Annotated in this window: 16 protein-coding genes and 1 riboswitch; of the genes, 13 read left to right on the top strand and 3 right to left on the bottom strand. The window is 57.6% G+C overall.

What is annotated here, in order from left to right; translation table 11 throughout:
- Nucleotides 1-3: 3 nt before the first annotated feature.
- From remA to RWS31_RS02565, 6 genes are all read left to right on the top strand, one after another.
- Nucleotides 4-282 (top strand): extracellular matrix/biofilm regulator RemA, encoded by a 279-nt coding sequence (remA, locus tag RWS31_RS02590; protein ID WP_314595844.1) that lies wholly within the window; start codon nt 4-6, stop codon nt 280-282.
- Nucleotides 279-896, top strand: coding sequence for a guanylate kinase (gene gmk, locus RWS31_RS02585; RefSeq protein WP_314595842.1), 618 nt, complete (start codon nt 279-281; stop codon nt 894-896). The genes remA and gmk overlap by 4 nt, the downstream gene beginning before the upstream one ends.
- Nucleotides 893-1,105: a DNA-directed RNA polymerase subunit omega gene (gene rpoZ, locus RWS31_RS02580; protein ID WP_006191407.1), complete on the top strand. Its 213-nt coding sequence runs from the start codon at nt 893-895 to the stop codon at nt 1,103-1,105. The genes gmk and rpoZ overlap by 4 nt, the downstream gene beginning before the upstream one ends.
- Nucleotides 1,105-2,307 carry a bifunctional phosphopantothenoylcysteine decarboxylase/phosphopantothenate--cysteine ligase CoaBC gene (gene coaBC / locus RWS31_RS02575; RefSeq protein ID WP_314595840.1) on the top strand — a complete coding sequence of 401 codons (1,203 nt, stop codon included), beginning with the start codon at nt 1,105-1,107 and terminating at the stop codon, nt 2,305-2,307. Before rpoZ ends, coaBC begins: the two co-directional genes overlap by 1 nt.
- Before the next feature lie 46 nt (nt 2,308-2,353).
- Nucleotides 2,354-2,458, top strand: a riboswitch (SAM riboswitch).
- 192 nt (nt 2,459-2,650) lie between these two features.
- Nucleotides 2,651-3,838: a methionine adenosyltransferase gene (gene metK, locus RWS31_RS02570; protein WP_264919881.1), complete on the top strand. Its 1,188-nt coding sequence runs from the start codon at nt 2,651-2,653 to the stop codon at nt 3,836-3,838.
- 115 nt (nt 3,839-3,953) lie between these two features.
- Nucleotides 3,954-4,154: a conotoxin LiCr95 gene (locus tag RWS31_RS02565; protein WP_264918669.1), complete on the top strand. Its 201-nt coding sequence runs from the start codon at nt 3,954-3,956 to the stop codon at nt 4,152-4,154.
- An 85-nt stretch (nt 4,155-4,239) separates the two neighbouring features.
- On the opposite strand, the gene RWS31_RS02560 is transcribed toward RWS31_RS02565, so the two are convergent.
- The 3 genes from RWS31_RS02560 to RWS31_RS02550 form a co-directional block, all read right to left on the bottom strand.
- Entirely contained in the window at nt 4,240-5,481 is a 1,242-nt protein-coding gene (locus RWS31_RS02560; protein WP_314595837.1) for an ATP-binding protein, read from the bottom strand.
- 15 nt (nt 5,482-5,496) lie between these two features.
- A complete protein-coding gene (locus RWS31_RS02555) occupies nt 5,497-6,726 on the bottom strand; it encodes an LL-diaminopimelate aminotransferase (RefSeq protein ID WP_314595835.1) in 1,230 nt (409 codons plus the stop codon).
- A 151-nt stretch (nt 6,727-6,877) separates the two neighbouring features.
- Nucleotides 6,878-7,759, bottom strand: coding sequence for a LysR family transcriptional regulator (locus RWS31_RS02550; protein WP_037370641.1), 882 nt, complete (start codon nt 7,757-7,759; stop codon nt 6,878-6,880).
- A 596-nt stretch (nt 7,760-8,355) separates the two neighbouring features.
- Here RWS31_RS02550 and motA point away from each other — a divergent pair.
- From motA to RWS31_RS02515, 7 genes are all read left to right on the top strand, one after another.
- The gene (gene motA, locus RWS31_RS02545; protein ID WP_314595832.1) at nt 8,356-9,132 is read left to right on the top strand and encodes a flagellar motor stator protein MotA; all 777 of its coding nucleotides are present in this window, start codon (nt 8,356-8,358) and stop codon (nt 9,130-9,132) included.
- Nucleotides 9,133-9,135: 3 nt separating this feature from the next.
- The gene (locus tag RWS31_RS02540; protein ID WP_314595831.1) at nt 9,136-10,047 is read left to right on the top strand and encodes a flagellar motor protein MotB; all 912 of its coding nucleotides are present in this window, start codon (nt 9,136-9,138) and stop codon (nt 10,045-10,047) included.
- A gap of 116 nt (nt 10,048-10,163) precedes the next feature.
- On the top strand, nt 10,164-10,562 hold the full coding sequence (gene acpS, locus RWS31_RS02535; RefSeq protein WP_314596277.1) for a holo-ACP synthase: 399 nt from the start codon (nt 10,164-10,166) through the stop codon (nt 10,560-10,562).
- On the top strand, nt 10,540-12,081 hold the full coding sequence (locus RWS31_RS02530; RefSeq protein ID WP_314595829.1) for an NAD(P)H-hydrate dehydratase: 1,542 nt from the start codon (nt 10,540-10,542) through the stop codon (nt 12,079-12,081). The genes acpS and RWS31_RS02530 overlap by 23 nt, the downstream gene beginning before the upstream one ends.
- A 108-nt stretch (nt 12,082-12,189) precedes the next feature.
- Nucleotides 12,190-13,023 (top strand): diadenylate cyclase CdaA, encoded by an 834-nt coding sequence (gene cdaA, locus RWS31_RS02525; RefSeq protein WP_314595826.1) that lies wholly within the window; start codon nt 12,190-12,192, stop codon nt 13,021-13,023.
- Complete coding sequence (locus RWS31_RS02520; RefSeq protein WP_314595824.1) at nt 13,020-13,976, top strand: CdaR family protein; 957 nt, start codon at nt 13,020-13,022, stop codon at nt 13,974-13,976. The genes cdaA and RWS31_RS02520 overlap by 4 nt, the downstream gene beginning before the upstream one ends.
- Complete coding sequence (locus RWS31_RS02515; RefSeq protein WP_314595822.1) at nt 13,973-15,589, top strand: FAD-dependent protein; 1,617 nt, start codon at nt 13,973-13,975, stop codon at nt 15,587-15,589. Before RWS31_RS02520 ends, RWS31_RS02515 begins: the two co-directional genes overlap by 4 nt.
- The last annotated feature ends 30 nt before the right edge of the window (nt 15,590-15,619 follow it).

Below are 15,619 nucleotides of genomic sequence, written 5' to 3'. Positions count from 1 at the left end.
AATATGGACATCAAGCTCATCAATATCGGGTTTGGCAACATCGTTTCGGCGAACCGCGTCGTGGCGATCGTCAGCCCTGAATCGGCGCCGATCAAGCGCATTATTCAGGAGGCGCGCGACGGCGGAAGGCTCATTGATGCCACTTACGGCAGACGAACGCGCGCCGTTGTCATCATGGACAGTGATCATGTGATTCTTTCTGCCGTGCAGCCGGAGACCGTGGCGCATCGCGTTCTTGATTCAGACACTCCGGAAACGAAAGGAAGAGAAGACGGAAAATGAGAAAAGGACTTTTGGTCGTCGTTTCCGGCCCGTCGGGTGCGGGCAAGGGCACGATCTGTCAGGCGCTCTTGGAAAAGACGCCGCTTGCCTACTCCGTTTCGGCCACGACGCGAAAGCCGCGCGCGGGCGAGGTCGACGGAGAGAGCTACTATTTCCTCTCGGTCGAGGCATTCGAGGAAATGATTGAAAAGGACGAATTGCTCGAATGGGCAAAGGTCTACGACAATTATTACGGAACGCCATTGAAAAAGGTGGAGGAAAAGCTCGCGGCGGGCGAGGACATCTTGCTTGAGATCGACACGCAGGGCGCGATGAAGGTGCGCGAGAAGTTTCCTGAGGGCGTCTACATCTTCATCTTGCCGCCGTCGCTCGCCGAGCTGGAAAGGCGCATCCGCGGGCGCGATACGGAGACGGAGGACGTCTTGCAGAAGCGCCTCGCCGCGGCGATCGATGAGATTGAAGCGGGAAAGTGCTACAAGTACGTCGTCACGAACGACGAAGTCGATGGCGCGGTCGATTCCGTATGCGCCATCCTTGCGGCGGAGAGGCGCCTTGTCACACGCAATGGAGAGCTTTTTGACGAAATAGAAAAGGGAAGGGAAGATCCGATATGAGCATGGCAGATCCTTCAATCAACAAACTCTTGGAGGTAGTCGACAGTCGCTACACACTCGTCGTCTTGGCGGCGAAGCGTGCGCGTCAGCTTTTGAGCGGCGACGAGCCGAAGGTGGTGGCGAAGTCCTCGAAAGATGTGACGATTGCTCTGGAAGAGATTTCCGAAGGCGATATTCTTTATCGACGCAGCAAAGGCGGCATAAAGTAATGGTTCTTGAGGGCAGGAAGATCCTTTTAGGCGTCACGGGCGGCATCGCCGCCTACAAGGCGGTGGAGATTGCGAGCCGCCTGCGCAAGAAGGGGGCGGAGGTTCACGTCGTCATGACGAAGGAGGCCGCCTGTTTTGTCACGCCGCTGACCTTCCGCGAGATCACGGGACAGCCCGTGTCGCTCGACATGTGGGAAGAGCCTGCGCATTGGAACGTCGAACATATCGCTCTGGCGCGTCTGGCGGATCTTGTGCTCATCGCGCCCGCTACGGCGAACATCATTGCCAAGGCGGCGGCGGGCATAGCCGACGACATGCTGACGACGACGCTGCTTGCTGTCACATCGCCGATTTTCTTCGCTCCGGCGATGAACAGCGCGATGTATGAAAATCCCGTGACGCAGGAAAATATGGCAAAGCTCCAAGCGCGTGGCTGGCATAAGATCGAGCCGGCAGCGGGATACTTGGCTTGCGGCGTCTCGGGCGTCGGGCGTCTGCCTGAGCCTCAGGACATCGTGCGCGAGCTGGAAGAAGCGGGCGCGCGCGGCAAGACGCTCGCCGGCAAGAAGGTGCTCGTGACGGCGGGCGGCACGCTTGAAGCCATCGATCCCGTGCGCTTCATCGGCAATCGTTCGAGCGGCAAGATGGGCTATGCCATCGCGCAGGAGGCGGCGCGCCGCGGCGCTGACGTCGTGCTCGTCGCGGGCGGCACCGTCGCGCTCGCCGATCCCGACGGTGTGCGCGTCCTGCGTACGGAATCGGCGCTCGCCATGCGCGATGCCGTGCTGCAGGAAGCCGAGGACGCTGCGATCGTCATCAAGGCGGCCGCCGTCGCCGACTATCGCCCGAAGGTGCGGCAAGCGCAGAAGATCAAGAAGAACGACGCTGAACTCACGCTTGTCTTGGAGAAGAATCCCGATATTTTGCTGGAACTGGGCGGCCGGAAAAAGGAGAAGCAGATCCTTGTGGGGTTTGCGGCAGAGACGCAGAATCTCCTCGACTACGCGAAGGCGAAGCTCCAAAAGAAGAATCTTGACCTCATCGTGGCGAACGATGTGACGTGCCCCGACGCGGGATTCAATACGGAGACGAATCTCGTGAAGATTGTGGCGCGCGACGGCTCCGTCGAGGAAATTCCTTTGATGAGCAAGCAGAAGGTGGCAGAGGTTCTCCTCGACCGCATCGAATCCCTACAAAAATAGTTGACAATTGAAATGTTTTCTCGTATAATAAAGCCAAATCGAATATCACTCATCAAGAGCAGTGGAGGGACTGGCCCTATGAAACTGCGGCAACCGTTGGCGTAGGCCAAAAAGGTGCCAATTCCTATAGGTATTGCCTATGAGATGGGAGCGAAGGAAGACTCTCTTTTCGTAGGAAGAGAGTCTTTTTTGATGGATGATGTATGCTGCGAATCGGCTTTTGCTGAAGATGTTTCGCGGACGATTTCATGAAAGCGGCGCTTTGAGGCCGCCGGGCAGGGAAGGTCGCACCTTGCTTTTCCAGATATTTGCCGCAGGCGGCAGCGGCGGAATGGAGCATACCATGAGCAAAACGATGTTGTTCACTTCCGAGTCGGTGACGGAAGGTCATCCCGACAAGATGGCCGATCAGATTTCTGACGCCATTCTCGATGCGATTCTCGCAAAAGATCCGCAGGGGCGCGTGGCGTGCGAGACATTGGTGACGACGGGGCAGGTGCATGTCGTCGGCGAGATCTCGACCTCGTGCTATATCGACATCCCGCACATCATCCGCAAGACTGTGGAGAAGATCGGCTACACGCGTGCGAAGTATGGCTTCGATGCAGCGACGTGCGGCATTCTCGTATCGCTCGATGAGCAGTCTGCCGACATCGCACTCGGCGTTGACAAGGCGCTTGAGGCGAAGGAGGGTGAGTCCGATGTCGCCGACTCCATCGGCGCGGGCGATCAGGGCATGATGTTCGGCTATGCGGCGAATGAGACGCCTGAGCTCATGCCGCTGCCGATTGCACTCGCACATCGTCTGGCACGCCGCCTTGCAGAGGTGCGTAAGAACGGCGAACTCGGCTACCTGCGCCCCGACGGCAAGACGCAGGTGACGGTGCGCTACGAGGACGGCAAGCCCGTCGCCGTCGATACCGTCGTCATCTCCACGCAGCACGATCCGGAAGTCGACCTGGCAACGATTCGCAAGGATATGATTGAAAAGGTCATCAAGGTCATCATTCCGGCAGAGCTTCTGACGGCAGACACGAAGTACTTCGTGAACCCGACGGGCAAGTTCGTCATCGGCGGCCCGCAGGGCGATTCGGGTCTCACGGGCCGCAAGATTATCGTCGACACTTACGGCGGCATGGCGCGTCACGGCGGCGGCGCCTTCTCGGGCAAGGATCCCACGAAGGTCGACCGCTCCGCTGCCTACGCCGCGCGCTATGTGGCGAAGAATGTCGTCGCCGCAGGACTCGCCGATCGCTGCGAGATCCAGCTTGCCTACGCCATCGGCGTCGCGCGTCCCGTATCGATCATGGTCGATACGTTCGGCACGAACAAGGTGGACGAAGCTCTGATCGAAAAGCTTGTGCACGAGAACTTCGATCTGCGTCCGGCCTCGATCATCAGCAACCTCGACCTGCGCCGCCCGATTTACGAGCAGACGGCGGCCTACGGCCACTTCGGCCGCACCGATGCCGATCTGCCGTGGGAGAAGACGGACAAGGCGGACGCCTTGAAGAAAGCTGCGGGAATCTGAAAAGGATACATATACAAAACGGGACAGCTGCAAGGCTGTCCCGTTTTGTCGCGCATCATGGCTTCCCTTGTAATGAAGATGTTTTCATAGTATAATGGCAATAGGAGGTGATTCCATGAAGAAGATGCTTTGTGCCGCCCTTCTGGCTATGCTTGCGGTGAGTGCGGCTCCTGTTTTTGCGGCTTCGATGTCATCGGCGAAAGATACGGCAGGCGTGCAGCGCTATAATTGCTGCGGCAGCAGATACTATCGCGACAGCGAACAGAGCGGCCCCTACTGTGACGAGAACGGCTACTGCACTTACGATCGCAGATAAAGCCGAAGCTATGGAGCATTGCTCCGTGCGCCCCGCAGGAAAAAATCCCCTTCGCGACTCTTTTGAGAGAGGCGAAGGGGATTCTTCATTTCCGCATTTGTCCTAGATAGTGCACGACGAATTGCTGCGCCGTGCGGCCGCTGCGTCCGGAGTGCTCAAGCTCCCAGCGATGAGCAAGAACGCGAAGCTCCTCGGGGGCGAGGCGGATGCCTTCCTTTTCAAGGTAGTGGGAGATGATAGCATGATATTGCTCTTGGTCGGGTGCGAGGAAGGTGATGATGAGACCGAAGCGGTCAGAAAGGGAGACGGTTTCGTTCACGCTGTCCTGACGATAGAGTTCGTCCTGTGCCTGATCGCGGTCGCGCCAGCTTTCCTTGATGAGGTGGCGGCGGTTGGATGTCGCGTAGATGAGTACGTTTTGGGGACGCGCCTCGACGCCGCCTTCGATGGCGGATTTCAGATACTTGTACTCCGTCTCAAATGCCTCGAACGAGAGGTCGTCGAGGAAGAGAATGAAGCGCTTGGAGGGAAATCGGCGAAGCGCCGCGAGAATGCGCGGCAGTTCGCCGAGCTGCGATTTCGTGAGCTGCACGAGCCGAAGACCGCGGCCATAGTATTCGTGAGCGAGAGCTTTGACGGAGGAGGACTTGCCCGTGCCGCGCGCGCCGATCAGGAGTACGTTATTGGCAGGACGCCCTTCTAGGAAGGCTTCCGTATTGTCTGTCAGCTGCTTCTTTTGGCGGTCGTAGCCGATGACGTCAGTGAGAGGGAGCGCTTCGAAGTGCTCGACGCCTTGAAGCTTGTGCTCTTTGTCGTTCCAGGAGAACGCCTTGCAGCTCGAAATCTCGCCGCAGCCGTAGAGCCGGTAAAAATCGAGGAAGGCGTCTGCGGCATCTTCTGCCGATGCCGCAGATGCCATGCGTTCGTGGAGGAAGGAGGACGCTTCGCTCGTGCAGCGCTTCGTCGGTTCGTAGTCGTCAAGGAGGTCGCATGGCAGCATGGCGCTTGGCGGCTCGTGAAAGACGTCGGCGAGGATTTCCATATCGCGCACGAAGGCGCGGCGAAGACTGTTGCCGACATTGCCGGAAGATTGTTCCACCGTGCATGCGAAGGTGTTTTCCACATGAGCGAGCACATGGAGAAAATAGGAGCGCAGGATATTTCCGGAAAGGCCGAGCGATTCCGCCTTCTCGATGAGCCCTGCGGTGAAATCGTAAGCGTGCGAAGTGTTCTCAGGATTTTCCAGAAAGCGCAGGAACTTTCCGATGAGCGCATCCTGCAATATGGGACGGCAGATGCAGAGTTCGTGCAGGCGGGGTTTGAGCATGTCTTTCTCCTCTCGTCAGAACGTCAGTTTTTCCTTGATGCGCTCGACTGCTCGCTTCGTATTCTCTCGGTCGCCGAAAGCCGTGAGGCGGAAATATCCTTCGCCGCATGGGCCGAATCCTGCGCCCGGCGTGCCGACGATGTCCGCGCCTGTGAGAAGGTGGTCGAAGAAGTCCCACGAGGAGAGTCCGTGCGGCGTCTTGAGCCAGATGTAGGGTGCGTTTACGCCGCCGTATGCCTCAAGACCGATGGATTCAAGGCCCTCGCGGATGAGTCGGGCGTTTTCGAGGTAGTAGGAAATGGCAGCCGCCGTCTCTCGTTTCCCTTCGGGCGTGAATATGGCCTCTGCGCCGCGCTGGATGATGTAGGAGGTGCCGTTATACTTCGTCGTGTGGCGGCGATTCCAGAGCGGGTTGAGGCTCTTCTTCGTGCCGTCGGCGCTCCTGCCCTGCACGCTCTTCGGCAGCACGATGTAGCCGCAGCGCGTGCCCGTGAAGCCCGCTGTCTTCGAGAAGGAGCGGAATTCGATGGCGACCTCCTTCGCGCCCTCGATCTCGAAGATGGAGTGCGGCAGATCGTCCTCGGTGATGAAGGCCTGATAAGCGGCGTCGAAGAGAATGACAGACTCGTTCTCTCGCGCGTAGGCAACCCATCGGGAGAGAGACTCGCGCGTCATCGCCATGCCCGTCGGGTTGTTCGGTGAGCAAAGATAGATGATGTCGACATGCTCCGTGGGCAGCTCGGGCAGGAAGCCGTTCTCTGCCGTGCAGGGCAGGTAGACCACGCCCGAGAAGTGTCCGTTTTTCTGCAGTGCGCCCGTGCGTCCCGCCATGACATTCGTGTCGAGGTAGACGGGGTAGACGGGGTCGGTGATGGCGATTTTCGCCTTTTCGCTGAAGATTTCCTGGATGTTGCCGCAGTCGCTCTTGGCGCCGTCGGAAATAAACACCTCGTCCGGCTCGATGCCGAGTCCCGGGAAGTTGTTTTCTATGATTTTCTCGATGAGGAAGCCGTAACCTTGCTCGGGTCCGTAGCCGCGGAAGGTCTCGGCTGCAGCCATCTCGTCGACCGCCTTGTGCATGGCGGCGATGCAGGCGGGCGGCAGGGGCTGCGTCACGTCGCCGATGCCGAGCGAGATGACGTTGGCTGCGGGATTCTTTTCCTTATAGTCAGCGACGCGGTGCGCGATCTCGCGGAAGAGATAGCTGCCGGCGAGTTTCAGATAGTTTTCGTTGATGTAAGCCATGGTGATTCCTCCTGATGCTTCATGCAAGGTGGACGGATACGGTTCGCGTCCGTCAGAGTTTACGGCTACCATTGTAGCACATTTCCCGTAAATTCCCATAAAATTTTTGAAAAAAAGACCGCCCTCTTCGGAGCGGCCGTCTGAAAGCACATCATTTTTCTTTTTTCAGCGTGTTCTGGCAGAAGTCGATGAAAGCCTGCGCGGCCTTGGAAACGTAACGATCCTTCTTCCAGGCAAGCCCGACATCGACGAAGACGGGCTTGTCAAAGGGCAGCGTCACGATCCCGGGCGTCTCCTCGACGATGAAGTCGAGCAGGAAGGCGATGCCTGCACCGCTCGCGATCAGCCCCTTGATGGTCTCGATCTGATTCGACTCGAGCACGATGTCGGGCGTGATGCTTTCCTGCTTGAAGGTGTCGAGCAGGAGCTTTCGCAGGAAGGAACCGTCCTTGAGCATGATGAGGTTCACGTCTTCGATGTCGTGCAGGGAGATGGCCTTTTTTTTGGCAAGTGGGTGCTGCTCGGGCAGGCACGCGACGATCTGGCTCTTCGCCATGGGAAGCGTCTGCAGGCTCGCCGCTGCATTGGAGAGGATGACGATGCCAAAGTCCAGCTCATCGCGTTCGAGCTGCTCGCGGATGCGCATCGAGCCTTCTTCGTAGAGATAGACGTCGAGATGCGAGTATTTCTTTTGGAAGCTGGAGAAAATCTTGGGGAAGAGGTAGGCGCCGATCATCGACGGGATGCCGATCTTGATCGTGCCTTTCTGCAGCTGTTTGTAATCGTTGACTTCGAGCACGGCGTCCTGGATATTGCGCAGCGCAAGCTCAATGCGCGTCAGGAATACAGCGCCCTCGGGCGTCAGAGACAGCTGCTTCTGACTGCGGTCAAAGAGCTGAATGCCGAGTTCCGCCTCAAGCTTCTTGATCGCGACGGTGATGTTCGGCTGTGATACGCGAAGCCTTTCAGCGGCGCGCGTAATGTTTTTCAGTCGGCTTGCCATTTGAAAGTATTCGAGTTGTCTTAGTTCCATGCTTGATCGCCACCCATTCCCTGTCGTCCATAAAGATGAATTATTTTCGTTAAACCTATCATACTTCAAAATCATCTATGATACAATAAGAAAAATTTATTTTTTATGATTAAAAACAGATGTAATTTTTTTGAAAATGTTCCTTTACAGCGACACCAATCTAGTGTACACTGTAAAGGAATCACTGATAAATTCCGTCCCGCATCTTCATACATCTGGGCGACTTCATTTATCAGCATTTCCTAAAGTACCGGCTTCAGATTCGCGAGGATGGAAGTTCAAAGAAAAATAGTGGCAAAGTCCTTTAGCGAGTCATGAATTTTTTTTGCATTTGTTTCGATATATATTAAGCAGTGGATTGTGCTCTGCACTTTTGCCATGAAGTTTCGACGGTCATGACCTGCACAGGTCGAGCGGGCTTCGTGTGAGAGGAAGGGCAGCCAAGATGCTCTATCCGACGTACTCCGTCGGTCGCAAGCAAGGATGAAGACGCCGCAAAAATCATCTGCATCGTTTGCGGGTGCTGGATGCAAGTGGGCAGACGGCGTTGCAGGAGACGCCCTGCGTCTCTGCCATTAGGGAAGAGGGGGATTTTTTTGGAAAAATCAACGCTAATCGGACTGTTGTCGGGACTCATCGCTATCTTCGGCGGCATGATCCTCAAGGGGGCTCCAATCAGTTCGCTGAACAATCCGGCGGCATTCATGATCATCATCCTCGGCACGTTTGCCTGTCTTTTCACGGCTTTCCGCATGGATGAGATGAAGATGCTGCCGAAGCTGATAAAGATGACTTTCCAAGCACCGCCTTCGCATCAGAAGGGTGAGCTTCTGCAGCTTTTCATCGAGCTTTCGCAGATTGCACGTCGTGAAGGTATCTTGGCACTGGAGAGCCGCGTCGAGGACATCTCCGATCCGTTCTTCAAAACGGGGCTTAGCATGGTCATCGACGGCATGGATCCGGACTTTGTCAGCGACGTTCTCGATGCTGAGATTTCTGTCATGCAGGAGCGTCACTCCCTGGGGCGTCTGATGCTCATGCAGGCCGGTACCTACGCGCCTACGCTCGGCGTTCTTGGTGCCGTTATCGGTCTGATTGCAGCTCTGAGCAACTTGTCGGACGTCAACGTCGTCGGTCACGCCATCGCGGCCGCGTTCGTCGCTACGATCCTCGGTATCTATACGGCGTACGTTCTTTGGCTTCCGTGGGCAAATAAACTCAAGATCATGTCAGATTCTGAGATCGGTCAGAAGCGAATGATCGTCGAGGGCATCCTGTCTCTGCAGGCAGGTGATTCGCCGACGGCCATCGAGGCGAAGCTCATGGTCTTCATTCCGCAGTCGGAGCGCGATCTACTGAAGAAGGAGGCGTAAGGCATGGCAAGAAAGAAGCGGCATGCACCGCATGAAGAAGAAGCGGGCGAGGCTTGGCTTCTGCCTTACTCCGACCTCATGACGCTGCTCCTTGCCACGTTCATCGCTCTCTATGCCATGTCCGCTACGGACTCGGCCAAGATGGCGCAGATGGCGCAGGCGTTTACAGCGGCTTTCAATACGGGCGGGCCTTCGTTCTTCAGTCAGATGGGGCCGAGCGAAAGCCGCCATGCCGAACGCATGGCGACGGAAGACAAGGGTAACAGCGCCTACATTCAAGAAGCGAAGGCTTTGGAAGAAGTGCAGAAAGAACTTGATAATTACATCAAGCAGAACGGCCTGCAAGGCGAGCTGAACACGACGATGACCGATGATGGATTGATGATCCGCATCAAGGAAAAGGCACTGTTCCCCTCGGGTTCGGCGGAGCTCGTGGGCGAGGCGCAGAAGATCGGTCCTGTCGTCGCAGGCCTTCTCGCGAAGATTCCCGAGCGCGTTGTCATCTCGGGGCATACGGACAATGTGCCGATCGCTACGGCGCGCTACCCATCGAACTGGGAACTGAGTTCGCAGCGCGCCTTGAATTTCATGAAATTCCTCTTTGCGAGCAATGCGTCGCTCAATCCGGCACGGTTCAGTTCCATCGGCTACAGCGAATACCGTCCGATCGCGGACAATAAGACGGACGAGGGCAGGTCACAGAACCGTCGCGTCGAGGTTCTGATCGCCAGGACGTACCAGTTCAATCCCGACAGTTCATCGACGGAAACACTGACGGCAAAACCTGAACTGCCCGATATTTCTCCCAACCTTTCGGGCGGCGGCACGAATCCCGTCATCACGCCGATGCGCCCGACGGCGCCCGGCAATGTCGAGCAGCCGCAGGCGCCTGCGCCTGTACGGCAGGAACAGTAGAATAGTGGATGAAAGCCGGCTTTATTTCTTTCCGCATAAAGCCGGCTTTTCTTGTGGAACGTCTGACTCGCCGTGCATTTTGGCGATGGGCGCGGATTGCGAGCTGGGGTGATGCGATGGTTTTGGGAGTCGGCACGGACATTATCGAGATCGAGCGTATGAAAAAAGCGATGGGGAGAGAGGCATTTCTTGCACGCGTCTTCACGCAGGAGGAACGGGCTTACTGTGATGGACGCGGTGCGGGCCGTGCGGCGTCGTATGCAGCACGCTGGGCCGGCAAGGAAGCTGTCTTGAAGGCGTTTGGCACGGGACTGCGTCAGGGGACGCTGCTGAATGTTGAGATCGTGCCCGATGTGCTCGGCGCACCTGAGGTCCATCTTTCTGGGTTCTTTGCGGCGCTTGCAGAGGAGAGGGGCGTGTGGCGCATACATCTTTCCTTGAGTCACGCCAGGGAATATGCCGTCGCACAATGTATTCTGGAGGGGGAGAAGCATGAAGATCGCTTTGGCAGATGAGATGAAGAAAATCGACAAGAGGGCCATCGAGGAATACGGCATACCAGAGATTCTGCTGATGGAGAATGCGGGACGCGAAGTTGCCGCCGCCTTTGAGGAATACTTGGGCGGCGTCTCGGGCAAGCGTATATGCGTACTCGCAGGAAGCGGCAATAACGGCGGCGATGCCTTCGTCGCTGCACGCCATCTGATGAACCATGGTGCGCAGATCAGCATCTTCCTCGTGGGCAGTGCTGCGCATCTGACGAAGAGTGCGGCGCTCAACCGTGACATCATCATCAAGATGGGCGTCGTCGTACACGTCCTTGAAACGGAGCGCGATTGGGACAAACTGCAAGTGACTCTGCGCTTCGTGGATGGAGTTGTCGACGGCATCCTGGGCACGGGATTCAAGGGCAGTCTGCGCGACGCGGCCGCGCGTGTCGTGCGCATGGTCAATGGTCATGGCAAGCCAGTCGTCGCCGTCGACATTCCGACGGGTGTCGAGGCGGATACGGGGAACGCTTCTCTCGAGGCGATTCGCGCGGATCTCACTGTGACCTTCGGGCTGCCGAAGTTCGGGCATATGATTGGCGCCGGCGAAACGGCGACGGGAAAACTTCTCGTCGATGACATCGGCATACCGAAAGTCTTGCTCGAAGACGATACGATTCGCCAGACCTACCTTGACGATGTGACGGTGGCGCCCATTCTGCTGCCGCGCCCGCTTGATGCGCACAAGGGTTCCTGCGGGCGCATCCTCGTCATTGCGGGTTCGCGCGGCATGACGGGGGCGGCGGCGCTCGCCGCTTCCGCAGTTCTCAGAAGCGGCGCGGGCGTTGCTGTGCTGGCTCTGCCGAGAAGTCTGCAGGAGATGATGGCGGGAAAATTGACCGAGGTCATGACGAAGCCTCTTCCCGAGACGGAGGAGGGCGTGATTGACATCGCGGCGCTCAGCGAGGCATTGGCACTAGCGGAAGGTTTCGACGCCGTCCTCATCGGGCCGGGACTTGGAAGGGCGCAGGAGACGCAGAAGTTTGTGCAGGATTTCTGCGCCGCCGTCAAGAAGCCGTTGATTCTCGATGCCGATGCCGTTTACGCGTTTTGCGGCAAGACGGATCTGTTCAAGAACTTCGCATTCGTGCCGATCTTGACGCCGCATCTCGGCGAGATGGCACACCTTTTGGGACTCGCTGTCAGCGATCTGCGCACGTCGCTTCTTGACATGACTCGTGAAGCCGCACGCGAGTATCATGCCGTGTTCGTCGTCAAGAGCGAATGCACGATCATCGTCTATCCCGACGGACAGGTCTTCCTCACGTCGAAGGGCAATTCGGGTATGGCGACGGCAGGTGCGGGTGATGTGCTTGCAGGTGCGATTGCCGGGCTTATGAAGCAGACGGCGGCGGGGCTTGCGCCGCTCGCAGGTGTTTACATCCATGGTCTTGCCGGAGATCTGGCGGCGAAGGAGAAGGGCTATGGACTCATCGCCTCCGATATTTTGGAGAATCTACCGTGTGCACTGTGCACCTTGGTTTGAAATGGGTCTTTTGGGCAAATTCGTTTTCTCGAAAGGATTTCCCTGCACACGAGAAGAAATAGGTTTTATGTTCAACTATGGTGGGATGCTTTTCTAGGGGTTTTGTTTATGCCGTTCCATATTCCGATTCACTTTCAAGGAATCTTGTCGACGATCAGCTTGTTGGACGTTCTTGACATCCTAATCGTGGCATTGATTCTTTACAAACTCTATGTGATGCTGCAGGATACGCGCGCCATCACATTGGTGAAGGGGCTGCTCGTGCTCCTAGGGCTCACGATTGTCTGCAACTGGCTGTCGCTGCACGTCATCTATTGGCTCTTGCAGCAGACGCTGACCTTGCTCTTCGTCGCGCTTCCCATTGTATTTCAGCCGGAACTTCGCCGTACGCTTGAGCATTTGGGTCAGGGACGCTTCTTCGGCAAATCACTTTTTCTCGATGACAACGAGGCGCGGTCACTCGTCAATGAGCTTGACAAGGCGGTGATGCTCCTGTCCTCGCGCAAGATCGGCGCCTTGCTCGTCTTTGAACGTGAGATGGGACTCAACGACATCAGCGCCACGGGCGTCCAGATCGACGGTCTCATCACGGCGGATTTTCTCATGAACGTCTTCATTCCGAACACGCCCTTGCACGACGGTGCCGCTGTCATACGCGGTAAGCGCCTGATCGCGGCGGGATGCCTTCTGCCTTTGACAGAAAATCGCACGCTGAGCACGGAACTTGGCACGCGTCACCGCGCTGCCATCGGTCTTTCTGAACAGTGCGATGCTCTTGTTGTTGTCGTCAGCGAGGAGACGGGCACGGTCTCCGTCGCGGAAAATGGCAGGATCGTGCGTCGTCTTAGCTCAGAGCATCTGAAATCTTATTTGCGCCCTATCTTCACGCCCAAGACGACAGGTATCAAGGACATGGTGTTGAATTGGAGGAAGGGGAAATGATGACACGATTGCGTGCGCTCGTCCAGCGCAACCTCCCGGCAAAAATCATCGCCCTTGTTGTCGCCGTCGTGCTCTGGCTTTTCGTCATGAACGAGCAAAATCCGCAGATCGAAGGCAGTTTTACTGTCGCTGTTGAGTTGCGCAATGTGCCTGAGGGATACAAGATTACGCAGTCAGAGAAAAGTGTGAAACTCAAGGTGCGCGGAGCGCGCTCCTTCTTTGTTTCAGCAGAGCCGGAAGGATTCAAGGCTTACGCTGATCTTGAAGGGCTTGGCTCAGGCGAGCACGAGGTCAAGGTCAAGGCCGTTCTGCCGCAGGGATTCGAACTCGTCGACGCGCAGCCTGAGACCGTTTCGGTCACCTTGGACAAGATCGTGCGGCGATCGGTTCGCATCGATCTCATCGTCACGGGTTCGGCGTCTGCAGGCTACACTGTGGGCAAGATTTCGCAGTCGGCGAACACCACGGTCATCGAGGGCCCTGAGTCGCGCATTGCGGAGGTCGACCGCGTCATCGGCTACGTCGGCCTTTCGGGAAATCGTGACGATTTCACCTTGCAGGTGCCGTTGACGCCGATCAACAGCGACGGCAAGGCGGTCGACGATGTGGAGCTTCTCGCGCGTACGGTTGAGGTTTCCGTACAGCTTGCGCGTGGGTTGACGCGCAAGATTGTCAGCATCCATCCGGTTCTCGACGACGTTCTGCCCGAGGGCTTCACTCTGGGCGAGGTGCAGGTCGAGCCGACAAAGATCGAAATCGCGGGCGATGCCGCTCTCATCAGCAAGGTGGCGAGTATCGACACGGAGAAGATCGTCATCTCAGACATGAAAGAGAGCGGCAAGAAGACTGTACATCTTGCGATACCCAATGGCGTTGCGATTTCCAATCGAGAGGTCACGGTTACGGTCGAGTTGAAACCGAAGGCGCAGGCAAAGGGAGCGGACGCGCCATGATCCGAATCAGCAGCTATGCTGTTCCCTTGAGCGACGAACGTCCATTTGCGGTTCTTGCCGCTGAGCGTTTGGGTGTTTCTCCAGACGATATTCTTGCAGTGCGCATTGTGCGAAGGGCGCTCGATGCGCGACGCTACCATGGAGCGCCGCTCGCCTTCCTCTATACGCTCGATGTGCGCATCCAGGGCAGTGAGAAAAAGCTGTTGGCGCGCTTGCGGCGTGACCGCCATGTTGCGCTTGCCGAAAAGGAAGAGAAGCTTGACCTTGCACGCTTTTCCCCGCTCGTGCCGGGCGAGGCGCGTCCTGTCGTCGTGGGCTTCGGCCCTGCCGGCATATTCGCCGCGCTGACGCTCGCACGCGCGGGGCTTTCCCCGCTCGTCCTAGAGCGCGGCTATGACGTCGAGGCGCGTCATGCGGCGATCGAGCGCTTCTGGCAGACGGGAATGCTCGATGTGCGCTCCAACGTCCAATTCGGTGAGGGCGGCGCGGGGACGTTTTCTGACGGCAAGCTGACGACGCGCATCGGCGATTCCCTCATAAGCGAGGTGCTCGACGCTTTCGTGGCGGCGGGTGCCCCCGAGGAGATCAAGTATCTGCACAAGCCGCATGTCGGTACAGACCTCCTGCGCGGCATCGTCAAGAACATCCGTGAGAAGATCCGCCGCCTGGGCGGCGAGATTCGTTTTTTGGCTCAAGTGACAGACATTGAGCTGAAAGACGGCGCGCTCCACGCGCTCATCGTCAACGGCGAGGAGCGCGTGAAGGCCGGAGCAGCTTTCTTCGCTATTGGACATTCAGCGCGCGACACCTATGAGATGCTTCTTTCGCGCGGGCTTTTTCTGGAGGCGAAGGCGTTTGCCGTGGGCGTGCGCATTGAGCATCCCCAAGAATTCATCGATCGCGTGCAGTACGGGGAGGATGCTGGGAATGTGCGCCTGCCTGTCGCCGACTATAGTCTCACTTATCAGGACAAGTTGCGCGGCAGGGGCGCGTACTCCTTCTGTATGTGCCCAGGCGGGCAGGTCGTCGCGGCGGCGTCCGAGCTTTCCCGCGTCGCGACGAACGGCATGAGCTGCTACAAGCGCGATTCGGGCGTGGCGAACGCTGCGCTTCTCGTGCAGGTCGGCCCGAAGGATTTCGGCGGCGAGGTGCTCGCAGGAATGGAATTTCAAAGGCAGTGCGAGAGCCTCGCCTTCAAGCTTGCAGGTGCAGACTACCGTGCGCCCGTGCAGTCCGTTGGTGACTTTCTTGCACACCAAAAGGGCGCAGCGGACTTCCTCGTGCAGCCGACGTATTTGCCTGGCGTGCGCCCCGTCGATTTGCACGAGTGCCTGCCGCGCTTCGTTACGGATACGCTGGAAGACGCCCTCTGCGCCTTCGACGGGCGCATGAAGGGATTTTCCGCGCCCGATGTGCCGCTGACGGGTGTCGAGACGCGTTCTTCTGCGCCGTGCCGCATCGTGCGCGAGAAGGAAAACTTTTTGGCGCATGGCCTTTCGGGGCTTTACCCCATCGGCGAGGGTGCGGGCTACGCGGGCGGCATCATGAGTGCTGCCGTCGACGGCATGAAGGCGGCGCTCGCCTTTCTGACGCAAAGGGAGTCTATGGAATAAGATCGCCAAGGGCGATGAAGAATAGGAGAG

Source organism: uncultured Selenomonas sp., from assembly GCF_963528755.1.
Lineage (GTDB): Bacteria > Bacillota > Negativicutes > Selenomonadales > Selenomonadaceae > Selenomonas.
Note: the sequence above shows the minus strand (reverse complement) of the source record. Positions and strands in the feature narration are given on the sequence as shown.

Excerpts from the sequence above, each read along its gene's own strand:
- remA (WP_314595844.1), top strand. The coding sequence starts at position 4 with ATGGACATCAAGCTCATCAATATCGGGTTTGGCAACATCGTTTCGGCG.
- gmk (WP_314595842.1), top strand. The coding sequence starts at position 279 with ATGAGAAAAGGACTTTTGGTCGTCGTTTCCGGCCCGTCGGGTGCGGGC.
- rpoZ (WP_006191407.1), top strand. The coding sequence starts at position 893 with ATGAGCATGGCAGATCCTTCAATCAACAAACTCTTGGAGGTAGTCGAC.
- coaBC (WP_314595840.1), top strand. The coding sequence starts at position 1,105 with ATGGTTCTTGAGGGCAGGAAGATCCTTTTAGGCGTCACGGGCGGCATC.
- metK (WP_264919881.1), top strand. The coding sequence starts at position 2,651 with ATGAGCAAAACGATGTTGTTCACTTCCGAGTCGGTGACGGAAGGTCAT.
- RWS31_RS02565 (WP_264918669.1), top strand. The coding sequence starts at position 3,954 with ATGAAGAAGATGCTTTGTGCCGCCCTTCTGGCTATGCTTGCGGTGAGT.
- RWS31_RS02560 (WP_314595837.1), bottom strand. The coding sequence starts at position 5,481 with ATGCTCAAACCCCGCCTGCACGAACTCTGCATCTGCCGTCCCATATTG.
- RWS31_RS02555 (WP_314595835.1), bottom strand. The coding sequence starts at position 6,726 with ATGGCTTACATCAACGAAAACTATCTGAAACTCGCCGGCAGCTATCTC.
- RWS31_RS02550 (WP_037370641.1), bottom strand. The coding sequence starts at position 7,759 with ATGGAACTAAGACAACTCGAATACTTTCAAATGGCAAGCCGACTGAAA.
- RWS31_RS02540 (WP_314595831.1), top strand. The coding sequence starts at position 9,136 with ATGGCAAGAAAGAAGCGGCATGCACCGCATGAAGAAGAAGCGGGCGAG.
- acpS (WP_314596277.1), top strand. The coding sequence starts at position 10,164 with ATGGTTTTGGGAGTCGGCACGGACATTATCGAGATCGAGCGTATGAAA.
- RWS31_RS02530 (WP_314595829.1), top strand. The coding sequence starts at position 10,540 with ATGAAGATCGCTTTGGCAGATGAGATGAAGAAAATCGACAAGAGGGCC.
- cdaA (WP_314595826.1), top strand. The coding sequence starts at position 12,190 with ATGCCGTTCCATATTCCGATTCACTTTCAAGGAATCTTGTCGACGATC.
- RWS31_RS02520 (WP_314595824.1), top strand. The coding sequence starts at position 13,020 with ATGATGACACGATTGCGTGCGCTCGTCCAGCGCAACCTCCCGGCAAAA.
- RWS31_RS02515 (WP_314595822.1), top strand. The coding sequence starts at position 13,973 with ATGATCCGAATCAGCAGCTATGCTGTTCCCTTGAGCGACGAACGTCCA.